Source organism: Symbiopectobacterium sp. Eva_TO (assembly GCF_053848865.1).
Genome location: NZ_JBSPEY010000004.1, coordinates 4,284,805 through 4,310,703, shown reverse-complemented (window position 1 = coordinate 4,310,703; position 25,899 = coordinate 4,284,805). Strand labels below are relative to the sequence as shown.

Annotated in this window: 16 protein-coding genes, 2 tRNA genes and 8 pseudogenes; 20 read left to right on the top strand and 6 right to left on the bottom strand. The window is 51.8% G+C overall.

All coding sequences use genetic code 11. The features are described from left to right. Positions 1-71: 71 nt before the first annotated feature. The 9 genes and pseudogenes from ACWWJF_RS25165 to ACWWJF_RS25125 form a co-directional block, all read left to right on the top strand. Positions 72-1,664, top strand: a complete 1,593-nt coding sequence (locus ACWWJF_RS25165; protein ID WP_455870875.1) for an ABC-F family ATPase — start codon at positions 72-74, stop codon at positions 1,662-1,664. Positions 1,665-2,076: 412 nt separating this feature from the next. Beyond that, positions 2,077-2,771 (top strand): IS1 family transposase gene (locus ACWWJF_RS25160; protein WP_455870874.1). Its coding sequence is split into 2 segments (ribosomal slippage): positions 2,077-2,317 and positions 2,317-2,771, totalling 696 coding nucleotides; the frame shifts between segments, so codons are not numbered across the junction. A 173-nt stretch (positions 2,772-2,944) separates the two neighbouring features. Further along, a pseudogene (locus ACWWJF_RS25155) lies at positions 2,945-4,152 on the top strand (IS3 family transposase). A 329-nt stretch (positions 4,153-4,481) separates the two neighbouring features. Then, a pseudogene (locus tag ACWWJF_RS25150) lies at positions 4,482-4,625 on the top strand (twin-arginine translocation signal domain-containing protein); the annotation flags it as partial. 186 nt (positions 4,626-4,811) lie between these two features. Then, positions 4,812-6,341: pseudogene (gene istA / locus ACWWJF_RS25145) on the top strand (IS21 family transposase). A 14-nt stretch (positions 6,342-6,355) separates the two neighbouring features. Then, positions 6,356-7,111, top strand: a complete 756-nt coding sequence (istB, locus tag ACWWJF_RS25140; protein ID WP_455868472.1) for an IS21-like element helper ATPase IstB — start codon at positions 6,356-6,358, stop codon at positions 7,109-7,111. Positions 7,112-7,209: 98 nt separating this feature from the next. Continuing rightward, positions 7,210-8,218, top strand: a pseudogene (gene hybO / locus ACWWJF_RS25135) (hydrogenase 2 small subunit); the annotation flags it as partial. Positions 8,219-8,221: 3 nt separating this feature from the next. Beyond that, a complete protein-coding gene (gene hybA / locus ACWWJF_RS25130) occupies positions 8,222-9,268 on the top strand; it encodes a hydrogenase 2 operon protein HybA (RefSeq protein ID WP_455870873.1) in 1,047 nt (348 codons plus the stop codon). Continuing rightward, positions 9,255-9,845, top strand: a pseudogene (locus ACWWJF_RS25125) (Ni/Fe-hydrogenase cytochrome b subunit); the annotation flags it as partial. The gene hybA and the pseudogene ACWWJF_RS25125, both read left to right, overlap by 14 nt. Positions 9,846-10,189: 344 nt before the next feature. Here ACWWJF_RS25125 and ACWWJF_RS25120 read toward each other — a convergent pair. The 3 genes and pseudogenes from ACWWJF_RS25120 to ACWWJF_RS25110 all read right to left on the bottom strand — a co-directional run bounded on the left by ACWWJF_RS25120 (position 10,190) and on the right by ACWWJF_RS25110 (position 12,295). Further along, positions 10,190-11,358 (bottom strand): IS3 family transposase gene (locus ACWWJF_RS25120; RefSeq protein WP_455868400.1). Its coding sequence is split into 2 segments (ribosomal slippage): positions 10,190-11,103 and positions 11,103-11,358, totalling 1,170 coding nucleotides; the frame shifts between segments, so codons are not numbered across the junction. 388 nt (positions 11,359-11,746) lie between these two features. Next, positions 11,747-12,058, bottom strand: a pseudogene (locus tag ACWWJF_RS25115) (Arm DNA-binding domain-containing protein); the annotation flags it as partial. A 161-nt stretch (positions 12,059-12,219) separates the two neighbouring features. Then, a tRNA-Asn gene (locus ACWWJF_RS25110) sits at positions 12,220-12,295 on the bottom strand. Positions 12,296-12,475: 180 nt separating this feature from the next. On the opposite strand from ACWWJF_RS25110, the gene ACWWJF_RS25105 reads away from it, so the two are divergent. The 5 genes from ACWWJF_RS25105 to pgsA all read left to right on the top strand — a co-directional run bounded on the left by ACWWJF_RS25105 (position 12,476) and on the right by pgsA (position 17,172). Beyond that, positions 12,476-12,715 (top strand): hypothetical protein, encoded by a 240-nt coding sequence (locus tag ACWWJF_RS25105; RefSeq protein ID WP_455870872.1) that lies wholly within the window; start codon positions 12,476-12,478, stop codon positions 12,713-12,715. A 65-nt stretch (positions 12,716-12,780) separates the two neighbouring features. Then, positions 12,781-13,475 (top strand): IS1 family transposase gene (locus tag ACWWJF_RS25100; RefSeq protein WP_455868638.1). Its coding sequence is split into 2 segments (ribosomal slippage): positions 12,781-13,024 and positions 13,024-13,475, totalling 696 coding nucleotides; the frame shifts between segments, so codons are not numbered across the junction. 580 nt (positions 13,476-14,055) lie between these two features. Then, positions 14,056-14,712, top strand: a complete 657-nt coding sequence (gene uvrY / locus ACWWJF_RS25095) for a UvrY/SirA/GacA family response regulator transcription factor (RefSeq protein ID WP_455870871.1) — start codon at positions 14,056-14,058, stop codon at positions 14,710-14,712. 24 nt (positions 14,713-14,736) lie between these two features. Continuing rightward, a complete protein-coding gene (gene uvrC, locus ACWWJF_RS25090) occupies positions 14,737-16,569 on the top strand; it encodes an excinuclease ABC subunit UvrC (RefSeq protein ID WP_455870870.1) in 1,833 nt (610 codons plus the stop codon). 54 nt (positions 16,570-16,623) lie between these two features. Continuing rightward, positions 16,624-17,172, top strand: a complete 549-nt coding sequence (pgsA, locus tag ACWWJF_RS25085) for a CDP-diacylglycerol--glycerol-3-phosphate 3-phosphatidyltransferase (protein WP_455870869.1) — start codon at positions 16,624-16,626, stop codon at positions 17,170-17,172. A 72-nt stretch (positions 17,173-17,244) separates the two neighbouring features. On the opposite strand, the gene ACWWJF_RS25080 is transcribed toward pgsA, so the two are convergent. Next, positions 17,245-18,576: an IS4 family transposase gene (locus ACWWJF_RS25080; RefSeq protein ID WP_455870868.1), complete on the bottom strand. Its 1,332-nt coding sequence runs from the start codon at positions 18,574-18,576 to the stop codon at positions 17,245-17,247. A gap of 421 nt (positions 18,577-18,997) precedes the next feature. On the opposite strand from ACWWJF_RS25080, the gene ACWWJF_RS25075 reads away from it, so the two are divergent. The 3 genes from ACWWJF_RS25075 (at position 18,998) to ACWWJF_RS25065 (ending at position 20,820) form a co-directional block, all read left to right on the top strand. Beyond that, a tRNA-OTHER gene (locus ACWWJF_RS25075) sits at positions 18,998-19,067 on the top strand. 226 nt (positions 19,068-19,293) lie between these two features. Beyond that, positions 19,294-20,138, top strand: a protein-coding gene (locus ACWWJF_RS25070) for an IS5 family transposase (RefSeq protein WP_455870867.1) whose coding sequence is annotated in 2 segments (ribosomal slippage) — positions 19,294-19,639 and positions 19,639-20,138 — 846 coding nt in all. Because the reading frame shifts where the segments join, the coding sequence is not laid out codon by codon here. A 67-nt stretch (positions 20,139-20,205) separates the two neighbouring features. Continuing rightward, on the top strand, positions 20,206-20,820 hold the full coding sequence (locus ACWWJF_RS25065; RefSeq protein WP_455870866.1) for an NAD(P)H-dependent oxidoreductase: 615 nt from the start codon (positions 20,206-20,208) through the stop codon (positions 20,818-20,820). A gap of 54 nt (positions 20,821-20,874) precedes the next feature. Here ACWWJF_RS25065 and ACWWJF_RS25060 read toward each other — a convergent pair. Beyond that, positions 20,875-22,043 (bottom strand): IS3 family transposase gene (locus tag ACWWJF_RS25060; RefSeq protein WP_455870865.1). Its coding sequence is split into 2 segments (ribosomal slippage): positions 20,875-21,788 and positions 21,788-22,043, totalling 1,170 coding nucleotides; the frame shifts between segments, so codons are not numbered across the junction. Positions 22,044-22,107: 64 nt separating this feature from the next. On the opposite strand from ACWWJF_RS25060, the pseudogene hcp reads away from it, so the two are divergent. After that, positions 22,108-23,151, top strand: a pseudogene (hcp, locus tag ACWWJF_RS25055) (hydroxylamine reductase); the annotation flags it as partial. A gap of 59 nt (positions 23,152-23,210) precedes the next feature. Then, positions 23,211-23,384, top strand: a pseudogene (locus tag ACWWJF_RS25050) (NADH oxidoreductase); the annotation flags it as partial. A 7-nt stretch (positions 23,385-23,391) separates the two neighbouring features. On the opposite strand, the gene ACWWJF_RS25045 reads toward ACWWJF_RS25050, so the two are convergent. After that, the gene (locus tag ACWWJF_RS25045; RefSeq protein ID WP_455870864.1) at positions 23,392-24,723 is read right to left on the bottom strand and encodes an IS4 family transposase; all 1,332 of its coding nucleotides are present in this window, start codon (positions 24,721-24,723) and stop codon (positions 23,392-23,394) included. Between the two features lie 302 nt (positions 24,724-25,025). Here ACWWJF_RS25045 and hcr point away from each other — a divergent pair, with 302 nt between their 5' ends. Further along, entirely contained in the window at positions 25,026-25,880 is an 855-nt protein-coding gene (gene hcr / locus ACWWJF_RS25040; protein WP_455870863.1) for an NADH oxidoreductase, read from the top strand. Positions 25,881-25,899: the final 19 nt, after the last annotated feature.

The window sequence follows — 25,899 nt, the reverse complement described above, 5'->3', positions numbered from 1 at the left end:
CGGCAGGCGACCAGAGGCGCTAACTGTGGCATAATGAGTGTTAAATCACACTTTTTATTTGAGTCAACGCCGTGTTAAGTACCAATAACATTACGATGCAGTTTGGCAGTAAGCCGCTTTTTGAAAATATCTCCGTCAAGTTTGGCAACGGCAACCGCTACGGGTTGATTGGTGCTAACGGTTGCGGTAAATCCACGTTTATGAAGATTCTTGGTGGCGATCTGGTGCCGAGTGGCGGCAACGTTGCCCTCGATCCCAACGAGCGTCTGGGTAAGCTGCGTCAGGATCAGTTTGCGTTTGAAAATTTCAGCGTGCTGGATACCGTGATAATGGGGCATGCTGAACTCTGGACAGTAAAAGAAGAGCGTGACCGCATTTACGCGTTGCCGGAAATGAGCGAGGAAGATGGCTATAAAGTCGCCGATCTGGAAGTCAAATACGGCGAAATGGACGGTTATAGTGCAGAATCCCGCGCAGGAGAACTGTTGTTAGGCGTGGGTATCCCGCTGGAACAGCATTACGGTCTGATGAGTGAAGTCGCTCCCGGCTGGAAACTGCGCGTACTTTTGGCGCAGGCGTTGTTTTCCAATCCTGATATTTTGCTGCTCGATGAACCGACCAACAACCTGGATATCGACACGATCCGTTGGCTGGAAAATGTGCTGAACGAACGCAATAGCACCATGATCATCATTTCCCACGATCGCCACTTCCTGAATATAGTGTGTACCCACATGGCGGATCTGGATTACGGTGAACTGCGCGTTTATCCCGGAAATTACGACGAATACATGACGGCAGCCACGCAGGCGCGCGAACGTCTGTTGTCAGACAATGCCAAGAAAAAAGCGCAAATTGCTGAACTGCAATCTTTCGTTAGTCGCTTTAGTGCCAACGCCTCGAAATCACGTCAGGCAACGTCTCGCGCACGTCAAATCGAAAAAATTCAGCTTGATGAGGTGAAAGCCTCCAGCCGCCAGAACCCCTTTATTCGCTTCGATCAGGACAAGAAATTGTTCCGCAACGCGCTGGAAGTAGAGGCACTGGCGAAAGGCTTTGATAACGGCCCGCTGTTCTCTGGTCTGAACCTACTGATCGAAGTGGGTGAGAAGGTTGCCATCCTGGGTACCAACGGTATTGGTAAAACCACGCTGCTGAAAACCCTGGTGGGCGAGTTGGCGGCGGATAAAGGCACGGTAAAATGGTCTGAAAATGTCAACATCGCCTACTACGCGCAGGATCATGAATACGAGTTTGATGGCGATCTGACCGTGTTTGACTGGATGAGTCAGTGGAAGCAGGAAAAGGATGATGAGCAGGCAGTACGCAGCGTACTGGGCCGCTTGCTGTTTGGTCAGGACGATATCAAGAAGAAAGTGAAAGTGCTCTCTGGGGGCGAAAAAGGCCGTATGCTGTTTGGCAAGCTGATGATGCAGCGCCCCAATATTCTGGTGATGGACGAACCCACCAACCACCTGGATATGGAATCGATCGAAGCGCTTAACATGGCGTTGGAGCTCTATCAGGGCACTTTGCTGTTCGTTTCCCATGACCGCGAGTTCGTCAGCTCATTGGCCACGCGCGTACTGGAAATTACGCCCAACAAAGTGGTCGATTTTACCGGCAGTTATGAAGAGTACCTGCGCAGCCAGGGTATTGAGTAATCCATAGCCTCTGTTACCCCGCTGTGTGCAACGACTGGCGCGTAGCGGGCGTTCCGTAGCACGTCCTCGCCCACTTCCCGTTGATAACCCCAGAATACACGGCTACCTAATACATAGGATCTTGCAATCGCTGCATCCACCACGATTTGCTGAGAAGAGCACCGTTACTCTGCTACTCCCTTAGAGTTATAGTTTCGGCTATTTATTATTTTCGCCAGCCAGCCGTTGGCTATTGGTGCCATTTTGTCTTTTCCTTTACATGAGCGATATATTCCGCGTTGTGATGTAATTCAAAAAATTTGCGCTAAAGATTTTTATTTAACTAAATTATTTAAATAGAACATTGAAAGATTCGGTAATGCCTTCAAATAGTTGGCTTTTGTGATATTCTGCCGCTATTTGAGGTTTCCACGTGGTTACTGTTTTTGTTCATTGGCCTCGCTGCCATTCAGATAAAGTTTATCGACATGGTCTTAGTCCAACTAAGCGCGAACGCTTCCGGTGTCAGTGCTGTCGCCGTGTATTCCAGCTTACCTACCGCTATGAAGCGCGAAAGCCGGGAGTCAAAGAGCAGATCGTTGATATGGCCTTCAACGGTGCCGGTGTTCGCGATACCGCCAGAACGTTGAAAATAGGCATCAATACGGTCATCCGGGCTTTAAAAAGCTCTCGCCCCGCAGGATAACGTCTTCTCCCGTTGCTCACGCCGACGTCTCCCTTATCTGTGAACTTGATGAGCAATGGAGCTTCGTTGGCAGTAAGGCGCTACAGCACTGGCTCTGGTACGCTTACAATACCAAAACGGGCGGTGTTCTGGCCTACACTTTTGGCCCCCGAACCGATGAGACCTGCCGTGAATTGCTGGCTCTGTTGACACCGTTCAACATCGGCATGATTACCAGTGACAACTGGGGCAGCTATGCAAGAGAGGTTCCGAAGCAGAAACATCTGACTGGCAAGATCTTCACGCAACGCATAGAGCGCAATAACCTGACGCTCCGTACCCGCATTAAACGACTGGCGCGTAAAACGATTTGCTTCTCGCGCTCCGTCGAGATCCACGAAAAAGTCATCGGAGCCTTCATCGAAAAACACATGTTCTACTAATTGGAGTCATTACCAAATAGCGATAATTAGTTATTGAGATTATTTCTCATTTAAATTCGGTGTGAATAAATAAAATAAAAGGTGATGTAGCCCCCTGTAACACCAGACAGTAGCTGTATCTCCAGATAAGAGATAGGCTTAGATATATGTCTAACAATCATGCTAATTTTGAAATGACCGGGATCCTGTTAGGGCAAGAAGTCCGTAAGCGTAAAACTCCGCAAGAGAAAATCGCCATCATTCAGCAGACAATGGAGCCGGGGATGAACGTCTCCCATGTAGCCCGCCTGCATGGCATCCAGCCCAGCCTTTTGTTTAAGTGGAAGAAGCAATACCAGGAAGGAAGCCTCACCGCCGTTGCGGCCGGAGAAGAAGTGGTTCCAGCTTCGGCGCTGGCGACTGCCCTCAAGCAGGTCAGGGAGCTACAGCGCCTTCTGGGTAAGAAGACGATGGAAGTTGAGATCCTCAAAGAAGCAGTGGAGTACCGCCAGTCGCGAAAATGGATAGCGCACGCGCCCTTGTTGCCAAAGGACGGGGAATAGCTCTGGTCAGCCGCGCCATGAGCGTGTCGCGTGCGCAGCTGTCACTGCGGGTTAACCGTTCTGCCGACTAGCTGGACAGGCGCAGCAACCGGCGTAATGACGAAGCTGATGCTGAGATATTATCGGACATCCTCCGTATCATCAGCGACATGCCCAGTTACGGTTACCGCCGAGTGTGGGGTATCCTGCGTAAGCAACGTCGTGCAGAGGGACTTCCACCGGTGAACGCCAAACGGCTTTACAGGATAATGAGCGAGCATAACCTGCTGTTGTTGCATGATAAAACTGAACGTCCGAAGCGGGAGCATAAAGGCAAAATCGCGGTAGCAGAGAGCGATATGCGCTGGTGCTCAGATGGCTTCGAGTTCGGTTGTGACAACGGCGAGAAGCTGCGGGTGACGTTCGCACTGGACTGCTGCGACCGGGAGGCCATAGACTGGGCAGCGAGCACCAGGGGTTATGACAGTTCAACCGTGCAGGATGTGATGCTGAGGTCGGTGGAAAAACGCTTCGGTAGCGCGCTGCCGGATAAACCAGTGCAATGGCTGACGGATAATGGTTCAGCGTACACAGCGCATGAAACGCGGAAGTTCGCCAGAGAACTGAATCTGGAGCCCTGCACAACAGCAGTGAGCAGTCCACAGAGTAACGGCATGGCAGAACGATTCGTGAAGACGATGAAGGAAGATTACATCGCCTTCATGCCAAAACCCGATGTGCGAACAGCGCTGAAGAATCTTGCAGCGGCGTTCAATCATTACAATGAAAACCATCCGCACAGTGCGCTGGGATACAACTCCCCAAGAGAATATCGGCGCCAGCGGGCATCGTTAACTTAAGATACAAAAGCTGTCCGGAGATGGTGGGTCAAGATCAAAATAAAATAAAAGGATGATGCGTAAACAATCACACTTATAACAGAAATAAGCAGGCTAATGTTCCGCTGCTTGATGAAGATCAAGTCTGTTAAATGAATTTCCTCATCACCATACCCGTACACATGTTGTGTGTTATACCCCACACCGTTGAAGTTGCAGGTGCGTCGGCTATCTTGCTTACTCCGCCAGACTTATCCACATCAGTTTTCGGGAGTACGCGAGGCAGTCGTGTACCTGCTTTCGAAATTCATTGGGTAAGCTCCGTTCTGGTTACAGGAGAATAATAAAAAATGGCTGGGGAAAATGTAATGCTTTCCCATCATGGCGTTAATCGCCGTGATTTTATGAAGTTATGTGCAGCACTTGCCGCATCGATGGGGTTAGCGGATTCCGCTGCCGCAGAGATTGCGCAATCCCTTGGCTCCGTGCAACGTGCATATTCGCATCGTGATCGATCAGTGATTCGCATGACAATCGATCACGATTTCGCATCTAAGGTCGATCACTGATTCGCGTCGTATCGATCACTCCGGGACTTAACTCTTCTAACCTCCTCTCCGTTCGCAGTTTCTACTGAAATGGAGATAACGATGGCCAGAAAGAGAAAAAGCAGGAGTCCCATGGAGACTTGTCTTCAGATCTTCAAACTCAAATTTGAGTGCAACCAGTCTAATCGCACCATCGCCGCTGCTCTTAGGGTCAGCCCTTCCACAGTTTATGAGGTGCTCTCCCGTTTTACCGCCGCATCGCTGTCGTGGCCATTGCCTGATGCGCTCTTGCCAGAAAAACTGGAAAAGATGCTGTTCCCCACCCGCAGAATGCGCACCTCGGAGCTTATCGCGCCAGACTGGCTGTATATCGATACCGAGCTAAGACGGCCAGGGGTTACCAGGCAGCTGTTGTGGATAGAATACAGCACCGAAACCGGAGAAATGGCGCTGGGCTACTCTCAGTTCTGCCGTTGTTATCGCCAATGGAAGAAATGCCAGAAACGCTCGATGCGCCAGACCCACCGTGCCGGTGAGAAGCTGTTCATCGACTTCTGCGGGCCCACGGTGCCGGTATCCGACCCCGATACGGGAAATGTGCGCCGGGTCGCCATCTTCGTCGCTGTCATGGGAGCGTCAAATTATACCTATGCAGAAGCCTGCCCCGGTCAGGACATGATGAGCTGGCTGAATGCTAACAGCCACTGCCTGACCTTCCTCGGCGGCGTTCCAGCCCTGCTGGTACCCGATAATCTGCGTAGCGCGGTGAGCAAAGCAGATCGCTACGAGCCGGTCATCAACGACAGCTATCAGTCTTTGGCCTCGCATTACAGCACGGTAGTGATGCCAGCCAGACCCTACAAACCGAAAGACAAGGCCAAAGTGGAAAACGGCGTCCTGCTGGTCGAAAGGTGGCTCCTGGCGCGAATACGCAATGAAACCTTCCATACGATGCATGCGCTCAACGTCAGGCTCAGTGAGCTGATGACCGAGCTGAATAACCGGCCAATGAAAGGTTATGGGGGCCAGAGCCGAGCGCAGCGCTTTGCGCTGCTCGATGCGCCGTGCCTGCAGCCGTTGCCAGCCATGCCCTATGAATACACCGAATACCGTGCGGTGAAGGTCGCTCCTGACTATCACGTCGAATACGACCGCCACTGGTACTCCGTTCCCCATGAGCTGGTTGGTGAAAGGCTGTCGGTAAAAGCGGGTCAGACGTTGGTCCAGGTCTGGCATAAGGGCCGCTGCGTGGCTCAGCACCCTCGCAGCGATCGGTAGTACAGCCACAGCACGAATCCGGCACACATGCCGGTCAATCACCGCGGGCACAGCAGCTGGACACCTGAAAAGCTGCTGGATAATGCCGCGAGAACCGGCAAGGCGACTCGGCAGGTGGTGGAAGCGATGCTAAACGCGAAGAATCATCCTGAGCAGGCTTATCGGGCTGTTCTCGGCCTACTGTCGCTCCAGAAAAAATACGGTGCCGAACGGCTGGAAAAAGCCTGTGACAAGGCCTGCGGGCTGAACCATCCGGAAAGGCGTTTTATCGAGAATCAGCTGCGTCACAACAGGGAGGGCATCGGAGAAACAGTTAAAGGAAATAGAGAGTTACAGCTTCCACTGGAGCACGAGAATCTGCGTGGTCCAAAATATTACCACTGAAAAAGGGAGTCGTTATGACTGATGACCTGCTAACCAAACTTAGAACGCTGAAGCTGTCGGCAATGGCCGATGGCATGATACGCCAGCGTGAGGCACCTGGTACATACAATGAGCTGGGGTTCGCAGAACGCCTGGGGTTACTTGTCGAAGAAGAGCTACTGAATCGTGAAAACAGCCGTGTTGGGCGGTTGAGAAAGCAGGCACGGTTGCGCCACGGTGCAACCCCTGAGGGTATGTACTATCCGGTCTCCCGAGGGTTAAAGGCCGAACAGATGCGCGAGCTTCTGAACGGGCATTACATCACCCACAGCAAGAATATCCTGATAACAGGGCCAACTGGCAGCGGAAAAAGCTGGGTAGGTTGTGCCCTGGGCGAGCAGGCGTGCCGGCAAAAGAGAAGCGTTCAATACTGGCGCATGGGTCGGCTGCTGGATCAGCTTGAGCAGGGCCGACTGGACGGCAGCTGGCTTAAGCAACTGAAACAGCTTCAAAAAATAGAGTTTCTTATCTTGGACGACCTTGGTCTTGAAGTTATCACAACGCGGCAATGCAATGACTTGCTGGAAATAACGGAAGAGCGATATGGGCAAACCAGCACGATCCTTATCAGCCAGTTGCCGGTGGAGCAATGGTACGGAGTGATGGAAAACCCGACGGCGGCAGATGCCTTCCTGGATCGGCTGATCCACAACTCTCACAGAGTGGAGCTTCAGGGAGAATCATTAAGGAAAAATAGCCTGGCAGTGGAAAGCGCAGAAGAAACACGCTAAAACGATAAAAAAGTTAGGTTCCCGGGTGATCGATTACGATGCGAAAACGTGATCGACCTTAGATGCGAATCGATGATCGATCGCATGCGAATACGCAGCAACGTCCGCCGGTGCTATGGATTGGCGCTCAGGAGTGTACAGGTTGTACCGAATCCCTGCTGCGTGCGACTCACCCGACGATTGAAAACTTGCTCTTGAATACCATTTCGCTGGAGTACCACGAGGTACTTTCGGCCGCTTTTGGTGAGCAGGCAGAAGAGAACAAACACCGCGCTATTGAGCAGTACAAAGGTAAGTATGTGCTGGTGGTGGATGGTTCTATTCCGATTAAGGATGGTGGCATCTACTGCATGGTGGCTGGTAAGCCCATCGTCGATCATATCCGTGAAGCAGCAGAACATGCGGCGGCGATTATTGCCATCGGTTCCTGTTCTGCCTGGGGGGGTTGCCGCAGCAGGCAGCAACCCAACCGGCGCGGTCAGTCTGGAAGCGATACTGCCAGGCAAAACCGTTATCAATATCCCCGGTTGCCCACCGAACCCGCACAACTTTTTAGCGACCGTGGCGCATATCATCACCTATCAACGTGCGCCGGCATTAGATGCCAAAGGGCGTCCCACTTTTGCCTATGGTCGCCTGATTCATGAGCACTGTGAACGTCGTCCACACTTTGATGCGGGCCGCTTTGCCAAAGAGTTTGGCGATGACGGACATAGTCAAGGTTGGTGCCTCTACCATCTGGGATGTAAAGGACCGGAAACCTACGGCAACTGCTCGATCATTGAATTCTGTGACGTTGGTGGCGGTATCTGGCCAGTAGGGATCGGTCACCCGTGCTATGGCTGTAACGAAGAGGGTGTCGGCTTTAAGAAAGGGATCTTCCAGTTGGCGAATGTGGAGAATCCTACGCCGCGTGCGCAGAAACCGACGGTAGATCGTCCCGAAGGGGGGGAAGTTTCCGCCACGGCGGTGGGCCTGCTCGGTGCGGTTCTGGGCGTGGTTGGCGGCGTCAGCTTGATGGCAGTCAGGGAATTGGGGCGTCAACAGAAAAATGCTCAGCAAAAACAGGGGCAGCAAGACGCCGGTAACGATTCCCGGGAGGGCTAAGCCGTGAACAGACGCAATTTTTTCAAGCTAGCCTCTGCCAGTGCGGTCATGGCGGGAACGCCGTTTGCCGCCAAGGCAGCGGCGACCAATCGACCGCCGATCCCCGGTGCATTGGGCATGCTTTACGACTCTACGCTGTGTGTATGGTGTCAGGCATGCGTGACCGAGTGTCAGCAGGTTAATGAATCGGCCTATCGACCGTATAGCCAGATTTATGCTGGTGGTTCACCGACTTGGTCCAACAATGACAAGTTGATTCCTTACACCAACAACATCATTCAGGTATGGAGCAGCGGCACAGGTCAAAACAAAGACCAGGTCGATAATGGTTATGCCTACATCAAGAAGCAGTGTATGCACTGTGTCGATCCGAACTGTGTCTCGGTCTGCCCGGTAAACGCGCTGAAAAAAGATGCCAAAACCGGCGTTGTGCATTATGACGCCAGTGTTTGCACCGGCTGTCGTTACTGCATGGTAGCGTGCCCGTTCAACATCCCCAAATACGACTACGAAAACCCGTTCGGCAAACTGCACAAGTGCGAACTGTGCAACCAGAAAGGGCTGGAACGGTTAGATAAAGGCGGCATGCCGGGATGCGTGGAAGTGTGCCCAACCGGCGCGGTGATCTTTGGCACCCGCGAAGAGTTGCTTGATGAGGCCAAACGCCGTATGGCAATGAAACCGGGCGATGAGTACCACTATCCGCGCCAGACGCTGGGGGCTAAAGATACTTACCTACACACCATTCCGACCTACGATCGCCATATTTACGGCGAAAAAGAGGCGGGTGGCACACAGGTACTGGTGATGGCAGGGGTTCCCTACCAAAACCTGGATCTGCCGCAACTGGATGAGCTGTCTACCGGCGCGCGCTCTGAGCACGTTCAGCACACCTTGTATAAAGGCATGGTGTTGCCGCTGGCGGTGCTAGCCGGGCTTTCCGTGTTGGTGCACCGTAACACTCGGGATGAACGCAAGGCGGATGATGAAGATCACGCCGATCCGCATCATCCGAAGAAAGATCAGGAGAACGATCATGACGGCGCATAAAGCCAGCCCGCTGGGCGGGCGTCTGGTCAGTTGGCCGGTAATGCTGCTGGCACCGCTTGCGGTGATTTGCGGCGTATTGATTCTGCGGCGGCTTATCTTTGGTATCGGTGCGGTGGCGGCCCTGAACGGGGGCTATCCGTGGGGGTTGTGGATTGCGTTTGACCTGCTGGTCGGTACTGGGTTTGCCTGTGGCGGCTGGGCGCTGGCCTGGGCGGTTTATGTGTTTAACCGTGGGGAATATCACCCCCTGGTGCGTCCGGCGCTGTTGGCGAGCCTGTTCGGCTACTCGCTGGGTGGGCTGTCCATCACCATCGACGTAGGTCGTTACTGGAACCTGCCGTACTTCTACATTCCCGGTTTCTTCAACACCAACTCGGTGCTGTTTGAAACCGCCGTCTGTATGACCATCTACATCGGGGTAATGGCGTTGGAGTTTGCGCCCGTGGTGTTCGAACGGTTCGGATGGAAGAAAGCGCTGAAGCACCTCAACAAGGTGATGTTCTTTATCATCTCGCTCGGGGCATTGCTGCCCACCATGCACCAATCCTCCATGGGATCGCTGATGATTTCGGCTGGGTTATTATTATTTATAATAAATAGATTAAAAACAGTAAGTTATTTAATTTAAAATCCAAAAATTATAAATATGTTATACATAGTTTTATCCAAAATAGCCTGAACAAATATGCAGAGAAGTGAACGAATATGAACGCCTAAATCTGCCTTTAGGATGGTTAAAATCAGGGATAGGGGATTTTCTGGCACACTGGCGACCAGATGGACACCGACGAGAAGAGGCCAGCCAGAGAAAAAGCTTTCTTCTTGGCTGGCTATCCCGGCAACATTGACGGGGACTTACCCACTAAATGTGGGTGAGCTTATCAGCACAAAGAACCACGTGACTTTAAGTCATTGTAGTGGTCAACTAATATTGGCCACCGCATTAGACTGTATGTAGAACAGTCGCTCAGATTCGTTTGGAGTTAAGCCGCCGTTATACCAGTGAGGCCGGATAGCGCTGTAATACCCCGTGATGTAGCGGATAATCGCGTCCTGGGCTTCGCTGAAGCTGTTGTAACCCTTTGTCGGCACCCATTCTGTCTTCAGGCTGCGGAAGAACCGCTCCATTGGCGCATTATCCCAGCAGTTACCCCGCCGACTCATACTCTGCTTTATCCGGCAGCGCCACAGGGCTTGCCGGTATTGACGGCTGGTATAGTGGCTGCCCTGGTCGCTGTGGAACATGACTCCTGTTGGTTGTCCCCGGAGTTCCCAGGCCATCTGCAACGCTTTAACTGTCAGCGCCGAGTCCGGCGAGGTCGACATGGCCCAGCCCACCGGTTTGCGGGCGAACAGGTCTAGCACCACCGCAAGGTAAGCCCAGCATTTGCCCGTCCAGATGTAGGTCACATCGCCGCACCAGACCTGATCCGGCGCGGTAACCGCGAACTGGCGGTTGAGATAGTTCGGTATTTCAACGTGTTCATTGCCGCCGCGTTTGTATTTGTGAGCCGGTCGCTGGCAGCTGGCGATACCCAGCTCCTTCATCAGCTTGCCAGCCAGCCAGCGCCCCATTTTGACACCAGAGCTGCCGGTGACGATGGTCGCGATACTTCGAGCGCCGGCAGAGCCGCCGCTGGCGTTCCAGGCTTCCATGACGCGACTACACTTAACCACGCGCTCACCGTCGGGTTCATTAGCGGAAGCCTGCCAGTGCCTGTAGCTGCTGCGATGTACCTCAAAAGTTTGGCACAACGCCGTGACCGGGTATCGCGCCCTCAGCCTGTCGACTACCGTGAACCGTTGAGTGAGTCCGACATTAAGAGCGCCGTAGCCTTTTTTAGGATTTCGTTCTCCATTTCAAGGCATTGGACTTTTTTCTTCATCTCACGCAGCTCGAGCTGTTCAGGGGTAAGAGGAAGTCCCGTTGGCGTTTTTCCCTGTCGTTCAAGGCGAAGCTTATTGACCCAGCGACTAATGGCAGAATGGCTGACATTAACCGCCTCTGCGGCCTTAACGTATGTGTAGCCGTGGTCGACAACCAGCTTTGCGGCTTCGAGCTTAAATTCCGCCGTAAAATGTTTACCCATGAGGTCACCTGTCGTGTTGATGAGGTGAGCATATCACCTCCGATCAGGTGGCCAGTATCAGTGTGCCACTACATCCCGTGTCATTTTTCAGCGCCGTAAATGGCGATAGTACACGTCGGTTTCACTTCATTTACAACCCCACCGGCTGCCTATTTCAGCCCGCTAACCCTTGGCATATAAGGCGTTGCGGACTTGTGTATAACGAGGTGTCTAGAGCCATATCGTTATACACATCTTTTGGCCATTTTTTGAACAAGATGCTCAGAACCCCGTGAATTAAGGCATTCAAGCCATCCCATTGGCTTTTTGAGGTTCAAAATGCCACTCTGAGATAAACCCGTAACTCATTGATTAAACAGTGCGTTAGAAAGATGTGTATAACGATATGGTCTAGAGCCACGTCCTTGAATGATTTTTCTGGTGAACGGGACGCTTTTTCAGCCACACGATGGTGTGCTGGGTTGATATTCTGCACCAGCAATTTCCGGATACCGTCACGCTGTTGACGAGCATCGGCCAAAGAGACATCGGGGTAGGAACCTAAGCCGAGCCGCGATTCTTTTTTATTGATACGATATTTGAGATACCAGAGACGTGAACCGCCAGGATTAACCAACAGGTACAGACCGTGTGAATCGGAAACTTTGAAGGGTTTTGCGGATGATTTTAAGTTGCGGATTTTTGCGTCGTTAAGAGACATTTGGGGGTCACTCCGTCATCGAACCAACTTGACCCCAAATCTGACCACCAAATTCTCCCGATGCGGAGGGAAAACTGAAAATGCATCGGGAAGACTTTTCACGCTAACTTATTGAATCTGAATCACATAGGGATTCGCAAAGCGGCATGAAAACAAGAATTTGGCTCCTCTGACTGGACTCGAACCAGTGACATACGGATTAACAGTCCGCCGTTCTACCGACTGAACTACAGAGGAATCGGTGAGTGCGGTGGATAATAGCGATAGCGTATGGGCTTGTCAAAGGGTGTGATGCACAATCTTTACTGATTGCCGATCTAATAGTCAATTCTTCGAATTATCAGGGTGTTGATAAGCGATTTTATCATGATGTGTACGGCTCATCCTCAGGCCGTCAATCAGGGGTTGCACCCTGATATGGCAGAGTTTGCCTTATGCTGGTGCATTGGCTTGCCGCTTTCCTGGCTGCACCTTGCAGTGGCGATAAAGCAAAAAAGTAGGCCAACCATTTCTTTTCCTTATTTTACGGGCAACTGTGCTTACAAAATGAGTATGAGAATCGCAATGTTGAACAAAGTGGCGCGCTTCTTGCTACCTCAAAAGGGTAACTACTCAGGAGGCGAAAATGAATCTAAGGCGGCTCAAATATTTTGTTAAAATCGTTGGTAATGCCTTCAAATAGTTGGCTTTTGTGATATTCTGCCGCTATTTGAGGTTTCCACGTGGTTACTGTTTTTGTTCATTGCCCTCGCTGCCATTCAGATAAAGTTTATCGACATGGCCTTAGTCCAACTAAGCGCGAACGCTTCCGGTGTCAGTGCTGTCGCCGTGTATTCCAGCTTACCTACCGCTATGAAGCGCGAAAGCCGGGAGTCAAAGAGCAGATCGTTGATATGGCCTTCAACGGTGCCGGTGTTCGCGATACCGCCAGAACGTTGAAAATCGGCATCAATACGGTCATCCGGGCTTTAAAAAGCTCTCGCCCCGCAGGATAACGTCTTCTCCCGTTGCTCACGCCGACGTCGCCCTTATCTGTGAACTTGATGAGCAATGGAGCTTCGTTGGCAGTAAGGCGCTACAGCACTGGCTCTGGTACGCTTACAATACCAAAACGGGCGGTGTTCTGGCCTACACTTTTGGCCCCCGAACCGATGAGACCTGCCGTGAATTGCTGGCTCTGTTGACACCGTTCAACATCGGCATGATTACCAGTGACAACTGGGGCAGCTATGCAAGAGAGGTTCCGAAGCAGAAACATCTGACTGGCAAGATCTTCACGCAACGCATAGAGCGCAATAACCTGACGCTCCGTACCCGCATTAAACGACTGGCGCGTAAAACGATTTGCTTCTCGCGCTCCGTCGAGATCCACGAAAAAGTCATCGGAGCCTTCATCGAAAAACACATGTTCTACTAATTGGAGTCATTACCAGAATAAGGAATGACAGCGTGATGAAAAGAAAATGTAAAGGCTGTTTAAATTAACACATGTGCGATTTTTTATTGCCATGTATAGCAAGAGTCCAATACCAAGCCAATGAACACGGCGTGCTCAATCCACTGAATAACGAATAAAACCACTCTCTTACCGCGGTAACATCAAATTTATGTGGCATGGCTGTGACTGATGTGTATCATGATGTTTTAGGTATTTTGTTGCTCTGATTCAGCGACACTGGGTTATTGTTGCTATATACGTCGATATACCCGTCATACCTTCACGTTGCACGCGCGGTCGCTACGTTTGTTGCTCCCAATCACTGACTTTAGAAAGTGTCAGGATTAATGAACTTTGTTTCTGACGTTCACCTTTCGGCCAAGTGCAGAGGTGCTCGAATGTGTAACAAACGTTTTTTCTCGTTTGTTGCTGCCCTGCAGCGTGAATTATTTAGCATGTAAGTGTGAAATGTCGCTGTTTTATAATTTTCTCAAAAAATTGTCGCTTCCATCTGCGGTTGCGTGGTGTTCAGCGTTACACCCTTTTCGGAGAATAATTTTTGATTAGCGTTTTTCTTGTAGATGACCATGAACTGGTGCGAACAGGGATAAGGCACATTCTCGACGACACCAAAGGGTTAAAGGTGGTTGGCGAGGCGCACTGTGGTGAAGATGCGGTTAAGTGGTGCCGTCAGCATCCCGTTGATGTCGTCTTGATGGACATGAACATGCCTGGGATCGGCGGGCTGGAAGTCACGCGCAAGATAGCGCGTTTTGCGCCTGCAATTAAAATTATCATGCTAACCATTTACACCGAGAATCCATTACCTGCTAAAGTCATGCAAGCTGGCGCTGCGGGTTACCTCAGCAAGGGGGCTGCGCCGCAGGAAGTGATTTGTGCCATTCGCGCGGTGCATGCGGGCAGTCGTTACATTGCTTCTGATATTGCACAACGTATGGCATTGAGTCAATTGGCTCCGCACACCGAAACCCCGCTGGCGTGTTTGTCTGAACGTGAATTACAAATTATGATGATGATCACTCAGGGACAAAAGGTCACAGAAATTTCCGAACGGTTAAACCTGAGTCCGAAAACCGTAAACAGTTACCGTTACCGCATGTTTAGCAAACTGAATGTGAGTGGTGATGTTGAGTTGACACATTTGGCTATCCGCCACGGACTGTTTAACGCGGAGCCGTCCATGAGCAGTGAATAACAGGCAGTGAGCGAAGGTTAAGCAGTGAGTGAACATTTCGATTCCCCCGCGTTTTTAAAAACTGTCACCAGCCAGCCTGGTGTATACCGTATGTACGATGAGAGCAACACGGTCATCTATGTCGGGAAAGCAAAAGATCTAAAAAAGCGCCTCGCAAGCTATTTTCGCAGCAACGTTGCCAGCCGTAAGACGGAAGCGCTGGTGAAGGCTATTCATCAGATTGATGTCACCATCACCCATACAGAAACCGAAGCGCTGCTGCTTGAACACAACTACATCAAGCTCTATCAGCCGCGCTATAACGTATTGCTGCGTGATGATAAATCGTATCCGATGATCTTTCTCAGTGGCGATACTCACCCGCGATTAGCCGTCCATCGCGGTGCCAAGCACGCCAAAGGGGAATATTTTGGCCCCTTTCCAAACGGCAATGCCGTGCGTGAAACGCTGGTATTGCTGCAAAAGCTTTTTCCTATTCGCCAGTGCGAAAACAGTGTGTATCGAAACCGCTCGCGGCCATGTCTTCAGTATCAGATTGGGCGCTGCCTTGGTCCCTGTGTCGCGGGGTTGGTCAGTGAAGAAGGCTACCGTCAGCAGGTAGAATATGTGCGGCTTTTTCTTTCAGGCAAAGATCAGCAGGTGCTCAATCAACTGGTCGCACGTATGGAAGCGGCCAGCCGTAAGTTGGATTTCGAAGAAGCGGCACGTATACGCGATCAGATTCAGGCGGTGCGCCGCGTTACCGAAAAACAATTTGTTTCGGGCGATGGCGAAGATCTGGACGTGATTGGCGTTTCCTTCGATGCCGGTATGGCCTGTGTGCATGTGCTCTTTATTCGTCAAGGCAAAGTGCTGGGGAGCCGCAGCTATTTCCCAAAAGTACCGGCCGGAACCGAGCTGGCGGAAGTGGTACAGACATTTGTCGGACAGTTCTATCTGCAAGGCAGTTTGTCGCGCACGCTGCCGAGCGAAATATTGTTGGATTTTGCGTTGCCAGAGAAAGAGGTATTGGCGGAATCACTGTTTGAGGTCGCTGGGCGACGTATTCATATCCAAACCAAACCACGCGGCGATCGTGCCCGTTATTTGAAACTGGCGCTCACCAATGCCGCCACGGCATTAGTAACCAAGCTTTCGCAGCAATCCACTATCCACCAGCGTTTAAAGGCGTTGGCTGAGGTGCTTCATCTGGAAAACATCGCGCGTATGGAGTGTTTTGATATCAGCCATACCATGGGGGAGCAGACAGTGGCGTCCTGCGTGGTGTTTGATGCCAATGGGCCGCTGCGTTCGGAGTATCGTCGTTACAACATCAGTGGCATCACGCCAGGGGATGACTACGCGGCCATGAACCAGGTTCTGAAACGTCGCTATGGTAAAGCCTTGGAAGAGAGCAAAATTCCTGACGTGATTGTTATTGATGGCGGAAAGGGCCAATTGGGGCAGGCGCTCGCGGTGTTCGATGAGCTGGAGGTGCCGTGGGATAAACGCAAACCGCTGCTGCTCGGCGTCGCCAAGGGGACAGAGCGCAAGGCGGGGTTAGAAACGCTGTTTTTCGAAGCGACCGGGGAAGGGATCGCCTTACCGGCGGATTCGCCAGCGCTGCACGTTATTCAGCATATTCGCGATGATTCACACGACCACGCTATCGCCGGGCACCGAAAGAAGCGGGCAAAAGTAAAAAACACCAGTTCGCTGGAACTGATTGAAGGGGTTGGGCCAAAACGTCGGCAAATGTTGCTGAAATACTTGGGGGGAATGCAGCCACTTTTAAATGCCAGCATTGATGATATTGCGAATGTGCCAGGGATTTCGCATGCATTGGCAGAAAAAATCTTTCATGCATTGAAACACTAGGGACAATGTAGCAACATATCCACCAACCGATACCAGCCAAAGTAGCCAATCCCTATGCAATTGAACATACCAACATTGCTAACTCTGTTTCGCGTTGTCCTTATTCCATTCTTTGTGCTGGCATTTTATCTCCCTTTTAATTGGGCACCGCTGCTGTGCGCCTTTATTTTTGTAGTCGCGGCGGTTACCGACTGGTTTGATGGTTTTCTGGCGCGCCGTTTGAAGCAAACCACGCGCTTTGGTGCCTTTCTCGATCCGGTGGCTGACAAGGTGATGGTTGCGGTAGCATTAGTACTGGTGGCAGAGCATTACCATGCGTGGTGGATAACTTTGCCAGTCGCCACGATGATTGCGCGCGAAATCATTATTTCCGCTCTGCGCGAATGGATGGCTGAGATTGGCAAACGCAGTCACGTTGCGGTGTCTTGGATCGGAAAGGTGAAAACAACGGCGCAAATGCTGGCGCTAGTTGGTCTACTCTGGCGCCCTGAGCGTATGGTCGAAGGCGCGGGCATTATCGCGCTCTACATTGCCGCTGTGTTAACCTTTTGGTCCATGTTCCAGTATTTGAGTTCCGCGTGGCGTGATTTGCTGGATTCCTGACCTCTGCGTCGTAAAAAACAGCAATTGATGAGCGGTAAGGGATAATTTTATTGACTGGTCAGAGTCACCTCGTTATACACATCTCTGTTCGTGCCTGAGCGCGCGTAGCGTTTCGGCGGCCGTCATGACTTTCTGCAAGCCTTTCCAGATAGTTTTTGCGCCTGGTTCACCGTCGCCTTTTCGAGCAAGAAAGCCTCCGAGTTGCGCAACTAAGCGCAATACTTCGTTTAGCTTAGGGCGGCCCTTGGGCATACGCTTGTTCATCAGTAGGTAAGCGCCATGAGTCTCGTCGGAATCAAAGAACAACATTGCGTCCAGCTCTGGACAGGTTCGTCCCATACGCATTAAATAGGCGATGCGCCATGCCACGATCATGAACAGCGCCAATGCCCGCTCAATGCGATCCACGGTCGATAACTGTAACGCTTCGACACAGCAGCCGTTCTTCAGCACATTGAAGAACATCTCGATTTCCCATCTAGCCCGATACCAGTCGATCAGCTCCACGATATCTTCTCGTCCTTCAGGTACGCGATTGCTCAGCAACCGCCACTCGACCGGCTTCACGTCTGCTGGCGGCTCAATTTCCTTGGCCATCACACAAGTCACTGCCAACCCGCAACGCAGCGACACTCGCTTCACGCGCAGCGCCTGTTTCACCGTACGCGCCTTCTGCCCCGCGCGAGCCGCCATAACGAATTGGATTTCTCCCACCGGCACGGTCTTTCCAACCTTCTGCCAAAGCTTCTCATTACAGTCCAGACTGCGATTATGAGTCGAGCGGATCAACCAGTCAGCCGGAGTGCCAAGGTCATCAGCGAGCTGCATCAACGCCTTGATATCCGCTTCGCGATCGGCTAAGTACACCAGACGTGTGTTTGGCAACTCCGAGGCGAGTTCAGCAACTCGCTCGTATCCCTCGAGCCAGCGCGTACTCTCCTTGAGCCCATCGCGTTTTCCGTCTGCATCCTTCGGCTCTCTTGCCCACATCCACGCATCCAGTACGCCCAACCCCACGCGATCCGGACTGACCGCGTAGGTCGGATGCAGGTACAGACCACGCCTGGCTTCGTAGTTCAAGGGACCCAAGCCTTGGATTTGCTGCCCGTTGAAGTCAAGCTCGGTAGTGTCTTGGATACACAGCACAACCTCGTGTTCTCGGATCCTTTCCTGCGTACGCTGCCAGTGAGGTTGCAGAATGTCTCGCCATTCGAATGCTTGGTTCTCCATGAAGCGGTAAGCACCCAGCGTCTCAGACCATCCGAGGCACGCATGCGGAATGCTGGCTTGCGGATTCTCAGCCAGCCGTATCAAAAGCCCTTTGGCACGCTTATTGAGCCTCGTGTCACCAAGATTTACCCCTTCCAGTTCTTGGTGTGCCCAGCCATCTGAATCCCGTGTCATTTTTCAGCGCCGTAAATGGCGATAGTACACGTCGGTTTCACTTCATTTACAACCCCACCGGCTGCCTATTTCAGCCCGCTAACCCTTGGCATATAAGGCGTTGCGGACTTGTGTATAACGAGGTGGGTCAGAGTCATATCGTTATACACATCTTTCTAACGCACTGTTTAATCAATGAGTTACGGGTTTATCTCAGAGTGGCATTTTGAACCTCAAAAAGCCAATGGGATGGCTTGAATGCCTTAATTCACGGGGTTCTGAGCATCCTGTTCAAAAAATGGCCAAAAGATGTGTATAACGATATGGGTCAGAGTGGGTCAGTAAAATGCTCGCCATGGACAGGTTGGTGACCAACGCTAACCAGGTAGCAGTATATATTGATCTTATATAGTGTTACGATGGCCAGTATTTATAGCATGATGCGGGAATAGCTCAGTTGGTAGAGCACGACCTTGTCGGGGTCGCGAGTTCGAGTCTCGTTTCCCGCTCCAACACTTAAAGAACCGAAAGGTTCTTTTTTTGTTCTTGCCTTATCACAGCACAGTTTATCCCATTATTCTTGCATACCCCTTTTGGGGAATTATCCTAAGTGCTCGCTTTTTGCATCCGAATAAATCCTGATCGTTGTCATCCTTGTTAGCTATCCCCCTTATTCTAGGCTGTGTCCCTTAATCCCATGAGTTATACTAACTGTTTGTTTCTAAATCATTTTGAACTATGGCTCGCTACGACCTTCCCGATGAAGCATGGGCTATCATCCAGCCCTTACTCCCTGCTGAACCAGCAACACCACAGGCCGGACGCCCATGGGCTGAGCATCGCATGATTATCAATGGCATGTTCTGGGTGCTGTGCTTTGGTGCCCCATGGCGTGATTTACCTGAGCGATACGGCCCATGGAAAACCGTTTATAACCGCTTTAACCGATGGTCAAAATCGGGAGTCATTAACATTATTTTCAATAAGTTACTTTCATCACTTGATGCCCATGGCCTCGTGGACTGGTCAGCGACTGCGCTGGATGGTAGCAATATCAGGGCGCTGAAATGTGCTGCCGGTGCTCAAAAAAACATCCCGATATCACCGGAGATAATGGTCTGGGTCGCTCTCGAGGTGGTTTTGGCACCAAAATCCATATGGCTACAGACGGAAGTGGTCTTCCGTTAAACATCGTGTTGAGCCCCGGTCAGGCTCATGAAAGTCAGTTTGCACTACGTCTTTTGGACGGTATTGGTGTTCAACGCCAGAACGGCAGTATGAAACTCCGTGGTCATGCGGTACTCGCTGACAAGGCGTACTCCGGGCATGTATTACGTAACGAGCTGAAAAACAGAGGTATAAAAACTGTCATCCCCCGAAAATCCACTGAAAAAATGGCGGTGGATGGTCGTTCAAAGCTCGATCGTGACGCCTACCGCAATCGGAACGTTGTTGAGCGGTGCTTTGGCCGTCTGAAAGAATACCGTCGCAGTGCGACACGTTACGACAAAACGGCGAGGAATTATCTGGCAATGTTGAAACTGGGCTGCATCCGCCTGTTTTACCAGAGGTTATGTAATTAAGGGACACAGCCTAGCCATCGTGGTTTCGTGGGTCTTTCTTTATAAAACGGCAAAAGGAATTGACATGATGGATAAGAACTGGCGGTTCCCCTGCGGCACATCTGCCGGCAAACAAACTAATGGTGAGGATGCCGTGGCTCGAGAGCTGCGTGACTTTATTAAAGCTGGATTGGTAGCCACCGCCGCTGTGGTGTTACCCAGTTTTACCACCGACGCTATTGGCGCAACTCAGCCTCGGATAAAAAACGTGCTTATCATCAATGCACATCAGACTTATTCTGGCCTCAGCGAAGGAGCACTTAACCGAGAATACGTCGCGTTGATTAAGGATGAAATGGTTAAAAAGGGATACCACATTCAGCAGACTTATATTGAAAAGGGCTACAACATTAATGAAGAGGTCCAAAAACACCTTTGGGCAGATATTATTATCACTCAGTCACCAGTGTTCTGGTTTGGTACGCCCTGGCTCTACAAGAAATATGTTGATGAGGTCTTCACGGCAGGCATGAGCCAGCAAAGTTTTTTGATTGATGATGGGCGTATACCGAATGACCCGAGTAAACAATATGGATCGGGGGGCAAGTTGCACGGTAAAAAATTCCTACTTTCGCTGAACATGAATACGCCTAAGAGGCGTTTGATGATCCGGGTCAACGACTCTATGCGACCCTGTACATAAATTTGTGTAATTGCCTGATTTTGATATGTTCAATTCAACATCAAAATGTAGTGGTCAACTAATATTGGCCACCGCATTAGACTGTATGTAGAACAGTCGCTCAGATTCGTTTGGAGTTAAGCCGCCGTTATACCAGTGAGGCCGGATAGCGCTGTAATACCCCGTGATGTAGCGGATAATCGCGTCCTGGGCTTCGCTGAAGCTGTTGTAACCCTTTGTCGGCACCCATTCTGTCTTCAGGCTGCGGAAGAACCGCTCCATTGGCGCATTATCCCAGCAGTTACCCCGCCGACTCATACTCTGCTTTATCCGGCAGCGCCACAGGGCTTGCCGGTATTGACGGCTGGTATAGTGGCTGCCCTGGTCGCTGTGGAACATGACTCCTGTTGGTTGTCCCCGGAGTTCCCAGGCCATCTGCAACGCTTTAACTGTCAGCGCCGAGTCCGGCGACGTCGACATGGCCCAGCCCACCGGTTTGCGGGCGAACAGGTCTAGCACCACCGCAAGGTAAGCCCAGAATTTGCCCGTCCAGATGTAGGTCACATCGCCGCACCAGACCTGATCCGGCGCGGTAACCGCGAACTGGCGGTTGAGATAGTTCGGTATTTCAACGTGTTCATTGCCGCCGCGTTTGTATTTGTGAGCCGGTCGCTGGCAGCTGGCGATACCCAGCTCCTTCATCAGCTTGCCAGCCAGCCAGCGCCCCATTTTGACACCGGAGCTGCCGGTGACGATGGTCGCGATACTTCGAGCGCCGGCAGAGCCGCCGCTGGCGTTCCAGGCTTCCATGACGCGACTACACTTAACCACGCGCTCACCGTCGGGTTCATTAGCGGAAGCCTGCCAGTGCCTGTAGCTGCTGCGATGTACCTCAAAAGTTTGGCACAACGCCGTGACCGGGTATCGCGCCCTCAGCCTGTCGACTACCGTGAACCGTTGAGTGAGTCCGATATTAAGAGCGCCGTAGCCTTTTTTAGGATTTCGTTCTCCATTTCAAGGCATTGGACTTTTTTCTTCATCTCACGCAGCTCGAGCTGTTCAGGGGTAAGAGGAAGTCCCGTTGGCGTTTTTCCCTGTCGTTCAAGGCGAAGCTTATTGACCCAGCGACTAATGGCAGAATGGCTGACATTAACCGCCTCTGCGGCCTTAACGTATGTGTAGCCGTGGTCGACAACCAGCTTTGCGGCTTCGAGCTTAAATTCCGCCGTAAAATGTTTACCCATGAGGTCACCTGTCGTGTTGATGAGGTGAGCATATCACCTCCGATCAGGTGGCCAGTATCAGTGTGCCACTACAATTGGCAAAATGAACTTTAATGTGATGACGATCCTCGATAAAGGTGAAACCGACGCCTATGGCCATTCCCATCCGACCCAGGTAAACGTGCGCCCGGTAGCAGGCAAGGCCATTCTGATTTCCGGTCACGATTTGAAAGACCTGCGGATGCTGTTGGAACAGACCGAAGGCACTGGCGTCAACATTTACACCCACGGTGAAATGTTACCGGCGCACGGCTATCCCGAGTTGAAAAAATTCTCGCATCTGGTGGGTAACTACGGCAGCGGATGGCAGAACCAGCAGGTTGAATTTGCCAAGTTCCCAGGTCCTATCGTGATGACGTCCAACTGTATCATCGACCCGAATGTCGGAAACTACGGCGATCGTATCTGGACGCGCAGCATTGTAGGTTGGCCGGGCATCAACCATCTGGAAGGCGATGATTTCAGCCAGATTATTGCTCAGGTACAAGACCTGGCCGGTTTCCCGTACAGTGAAATTGAGCACAACATTACCGTCGGTTTCGGGCGTGAGACCCTGCTCAGCGCGGCGGATACCGTGATCGATTTGGTGGCTAACGGTAAGTTACGTCATGTGTTCCTTGTGGGGGAATGTGACGGTAGCCGCAGTGAACGCAGCTACTTCACCGATTTCACCCGTAGTGTTCCTGATGATTGCCTAATCATGACGCTGGCATGCGGTAAATATCGCTTTAACAAGCTGGATTTTGGCACGCTGGAAGGATTACCACGTCTGCTCGATGTCGGTCAGTGTAACGATGCTTACTCAGCCATCATTCTGGCCGTGAAACTGGCAGAAAAACTAGGCTGTGGCGTGAACGACCTGCCATTGAGCCTGATACTCTCCTGGTTTGAGCAAAAAGCCATCGTCATTCTGCTCACGCTGCTGTCGCTGGGCGTCAAAAACATCAGAACCGGTCCTACCGCCCCCGGCTTCCTGACGGATAACCTGCTGGCCGTGCTGAACGAAAAATTCGGTATGCGTTCGATAACCACCGTAGAAGAAGACATCAACACTATTCTGTCCGCTTGAGAGCAATAGGATAACAAGCGGCGCGGCAACGCGTCGCTTGTGCTGTTTGGAGAGCACACATGACACAACCGACCTCCGCATGCCCGAACCGCATGCAAGTTCACTCCATTCGTCAGGAAACGCCTGACGTCTGGACGCTTTCGCTGATTAATCACGATTTCTACCCCTATCGTCCGGGACAGTATGCTCTGGTTTGCATTGCCAACGACCCCGATACCCTGCGCGCCTATACCCACCTCGTTATACACATCTCTGTTCGTGCCTGAGCGCGCGTAGCGTTTCGGCGGCCGTCATGACTTTCTGCAAGCCTTTCCTGATAGTTTTTGCGCCTGGTTCACCGTCGCCTTTTCGAGCAAGAAAGCCTCCCAGTTGCGCAACTAAGCGCAATACTTCGTTTAGCTTAGGGCGGCCCTTGGGCATACGCTTGTTCATCAGTAGGTAAGCTCCATGAGTCTCGTCGGAATCAAAGAACAACATTGCGTCCAGCTCTGGACAGGTTCGTCCCATACGCATTAAATAGGCGATGCGCCATGCCACGATCATGAACAGCGCCAATGCCCGCTCAATGCGATCCACGGTCGATAACTGTAACGCTTCGACACAGCAGCCGTTCTTCAGCACATTGAAGAACATCTCGATTTCCCATCTAGCCCGATACCAGTCGATCAGCTCCACGATATCTTCTCGTCCTTCAGGTACGCGATTGCTCAGCAACCGCCACTCGACCGGCTTCACGCCTGCTGGCGGCTCAATTTCCTTGGCTATCACACAAGTCACTGCCAACCCGCAACGCAGCGACACTCGCTTCACGCGCAGCGCCTGTTTCACCGTACGCGCCTTCTGCCCCGCGCGAGCCGCCATAACGAATTGGATTTCTCCCACCGGCACGGTTTTTCCAACCTTCTGCCAAAGCTTCTCATTACAGTCCAGACTGCGATTATGAGTCGAGCGGATCAACCAGTCAGCCGGAGTGCCAAGGTCATCAGCGAGCTGCATCAACGCCTTGATATCCGCTTTGCGATCGGCTAAGTACACCAGACGTGTGTTTGGCAACTCCGAGGCGAGTTCAGCAACTCGCTCGTATCCCTCGAGCCAGCGCGTACTCTCCTTGAGCCCATCGCGTTTTCCGTCTGCATCCTTCGACTCTCTTGCCCACATCCACGCATCCAGTACGCCCAACCCCACGCGATCCGGACTGACCGCGTAGGTCGGATGCAGGTACAGACCACGCCTGGCTTCGTAGTTCAAGGGACCCAAGCCTTGGATTTGCTGCCCGTTGAAGTCAAGCTCGGTAGTGTCTTGGATACACAGCACAACCTCGTGTTCTCGGATCCTTTCCTGCGTACGCTGCCAGTGAGGTTGCAGAATGTCTCGCCATTCGAATGCTTGGTTCTCCATGAAGCGGTAAGCACCCAGCGTCTCAGACCATCCGAGGCACGCATGCGGAATGCTGGCTTGCGGATTCTCAGCCAGCCGTATCAAAAGCCCTTTGGCGCGCTTATTGAGCCTCGTGTCACCAAGATTTACCCCTTCCAGTTCTTGGTGTGCCCAGCCATCTGAATCCCGTGTCATTTTTCAGCGCCGTAAATGGCGATAGTACACGTCGGTTTCACTTCATTTACAACCCCACCGGCTGCCTATTTCAGCCCGCTAACCCTTGGCATATAAGGCGTTGCGGACTTGTGTATAACGAGGTGGCCTATACCCATATCGTTATACACATCGTTCTAACGCACTTTTTAATCAATGAGTTACGGGTTTATCTCAGAGTGGCATTTTGAACCTCAAAAAGCCAATGGGATGGCTTGAATGCCTTAATTCACGGGGTTCTGAGCATCCTGTTCAAAAAATGGCCAAAAGATGTGTATAACGATATGGCCTATACCCTCTCCTCAACCCCTGGATTAAGCCCGTTTATCACGCTGACGGTGCGGCGTGTAGAACAGGGGACGGGCTCTGACTGGCTGACGCAGCAGGTCAAACCCGGTGACTATCTGTGGCTTTCCGATGCACAAGGTGAATTTACCTGCGTCGATGCGGGTTATGCCGAACAGGAATGTTATCTGATGATGGCCGCAGGCTGTGGCGTTACGCCCATTATGTCGATGAGTCGCTGGTTATTGGCGCACCGCCCCAACGTTCACTTGCAGGTTATCTTTAATGTTCGTAACCCACAGCAGGTGATTTTTTCCACGGAGTGGCAACGCCTTACAGAACACTATCCATCACAGCTGATGCTGACGTTGGTCGCCGAATTTGACGCCGAAACTGGTTTTCTCGCCGGAAGGTTAACACCTGAGTTACTGAAACAAGCCGTGCCGGATCTGGCACAGCGCATTGTGATGACCTGCGGCCCTGCCCCTTATATGCAGCAAGTTGCCGCACTGGTCGCCGATGCTGGCGTCCCCGCAACACGTTTTTACAAAGAGCAGTTCCAGATTGGTGCTGAATCACTGGAAGAGGACGGTGAGCAGTTGACGCTGACAATTCGCCAGCCGCTTAATACACTGCGTGTTCCGGTGGGCATCAGTCTATTAGCTGCGCTGGAAAGCCATAAAATACCCGTTAATGCCGCCTGCCGCGCAGGCGTATGCGGCAGTTGCAAAACCAAAGTGCTTTCCGGCGATTACACCACCAGTAGCACCATGACGCTGACAGCAGAAGAGATTGCACAAGGCTATGTGCTCGCGTGCTGTTGCCAACTGCACGGGGATACGGTACTGGCGTAACCTAAGGCGTTGCCACACC

What these genes read in the sequence shown, in the direction of transcription:
- istB (WP_455868472.1), top strand. Translation starts at nt 6,356, where the DNA reads ATGACTGATGACCTGCTAACCAAACTTAGAACGCTGAAGCTGTCGGCA.
- ACWWJF_RS25105 (WP_455870872.1), top strand. Translation starts at nt 12,476, where the DNA reads ATGGCAGAGTTTGCCTTATGCTGGTGCATTGGCTTGCCGCTTTCCTGG.
- pgsA (WP_455870869.1), top strand. Translation starts at nt 16,624, where the DNA reads ATGCAATTGAACATACCAACATTGCTAACTCTGTTTCGCGTTGTCCTT.
- ACWWJF_RS25080 (WP_455870868.1), bottom strand. Translation starts at nt 18,576, where the DNA reads ATGACACGGGATTCAGATGGCTGGGCACACCAAGAACTGGAAGGGGTA.
- ACWWJF_RS25065 (WP_455870866.1), top strand. Translation starts at nt 20,206, where the DNA reads ATGGATAAGAACTGGCGGTTCCCCTGCGGCACATCTGCCGGCAAACAA.
- ACWWJF_RS25045 (WP_455870864.1), bottom strand. Translation starts at nt 24,723, where the DNA reads ATGACACGGGATTCAGATGGCTGGGCACACCAAGAACTGGAAGGGGTA.
- hcr (WP_455870863.1), top strand. Translation starts at nt 25,026, where the DNA reads ATGGCCTATACCCTCTCCTCAACCCCTGGATTAAGCCCGTTTATCACG.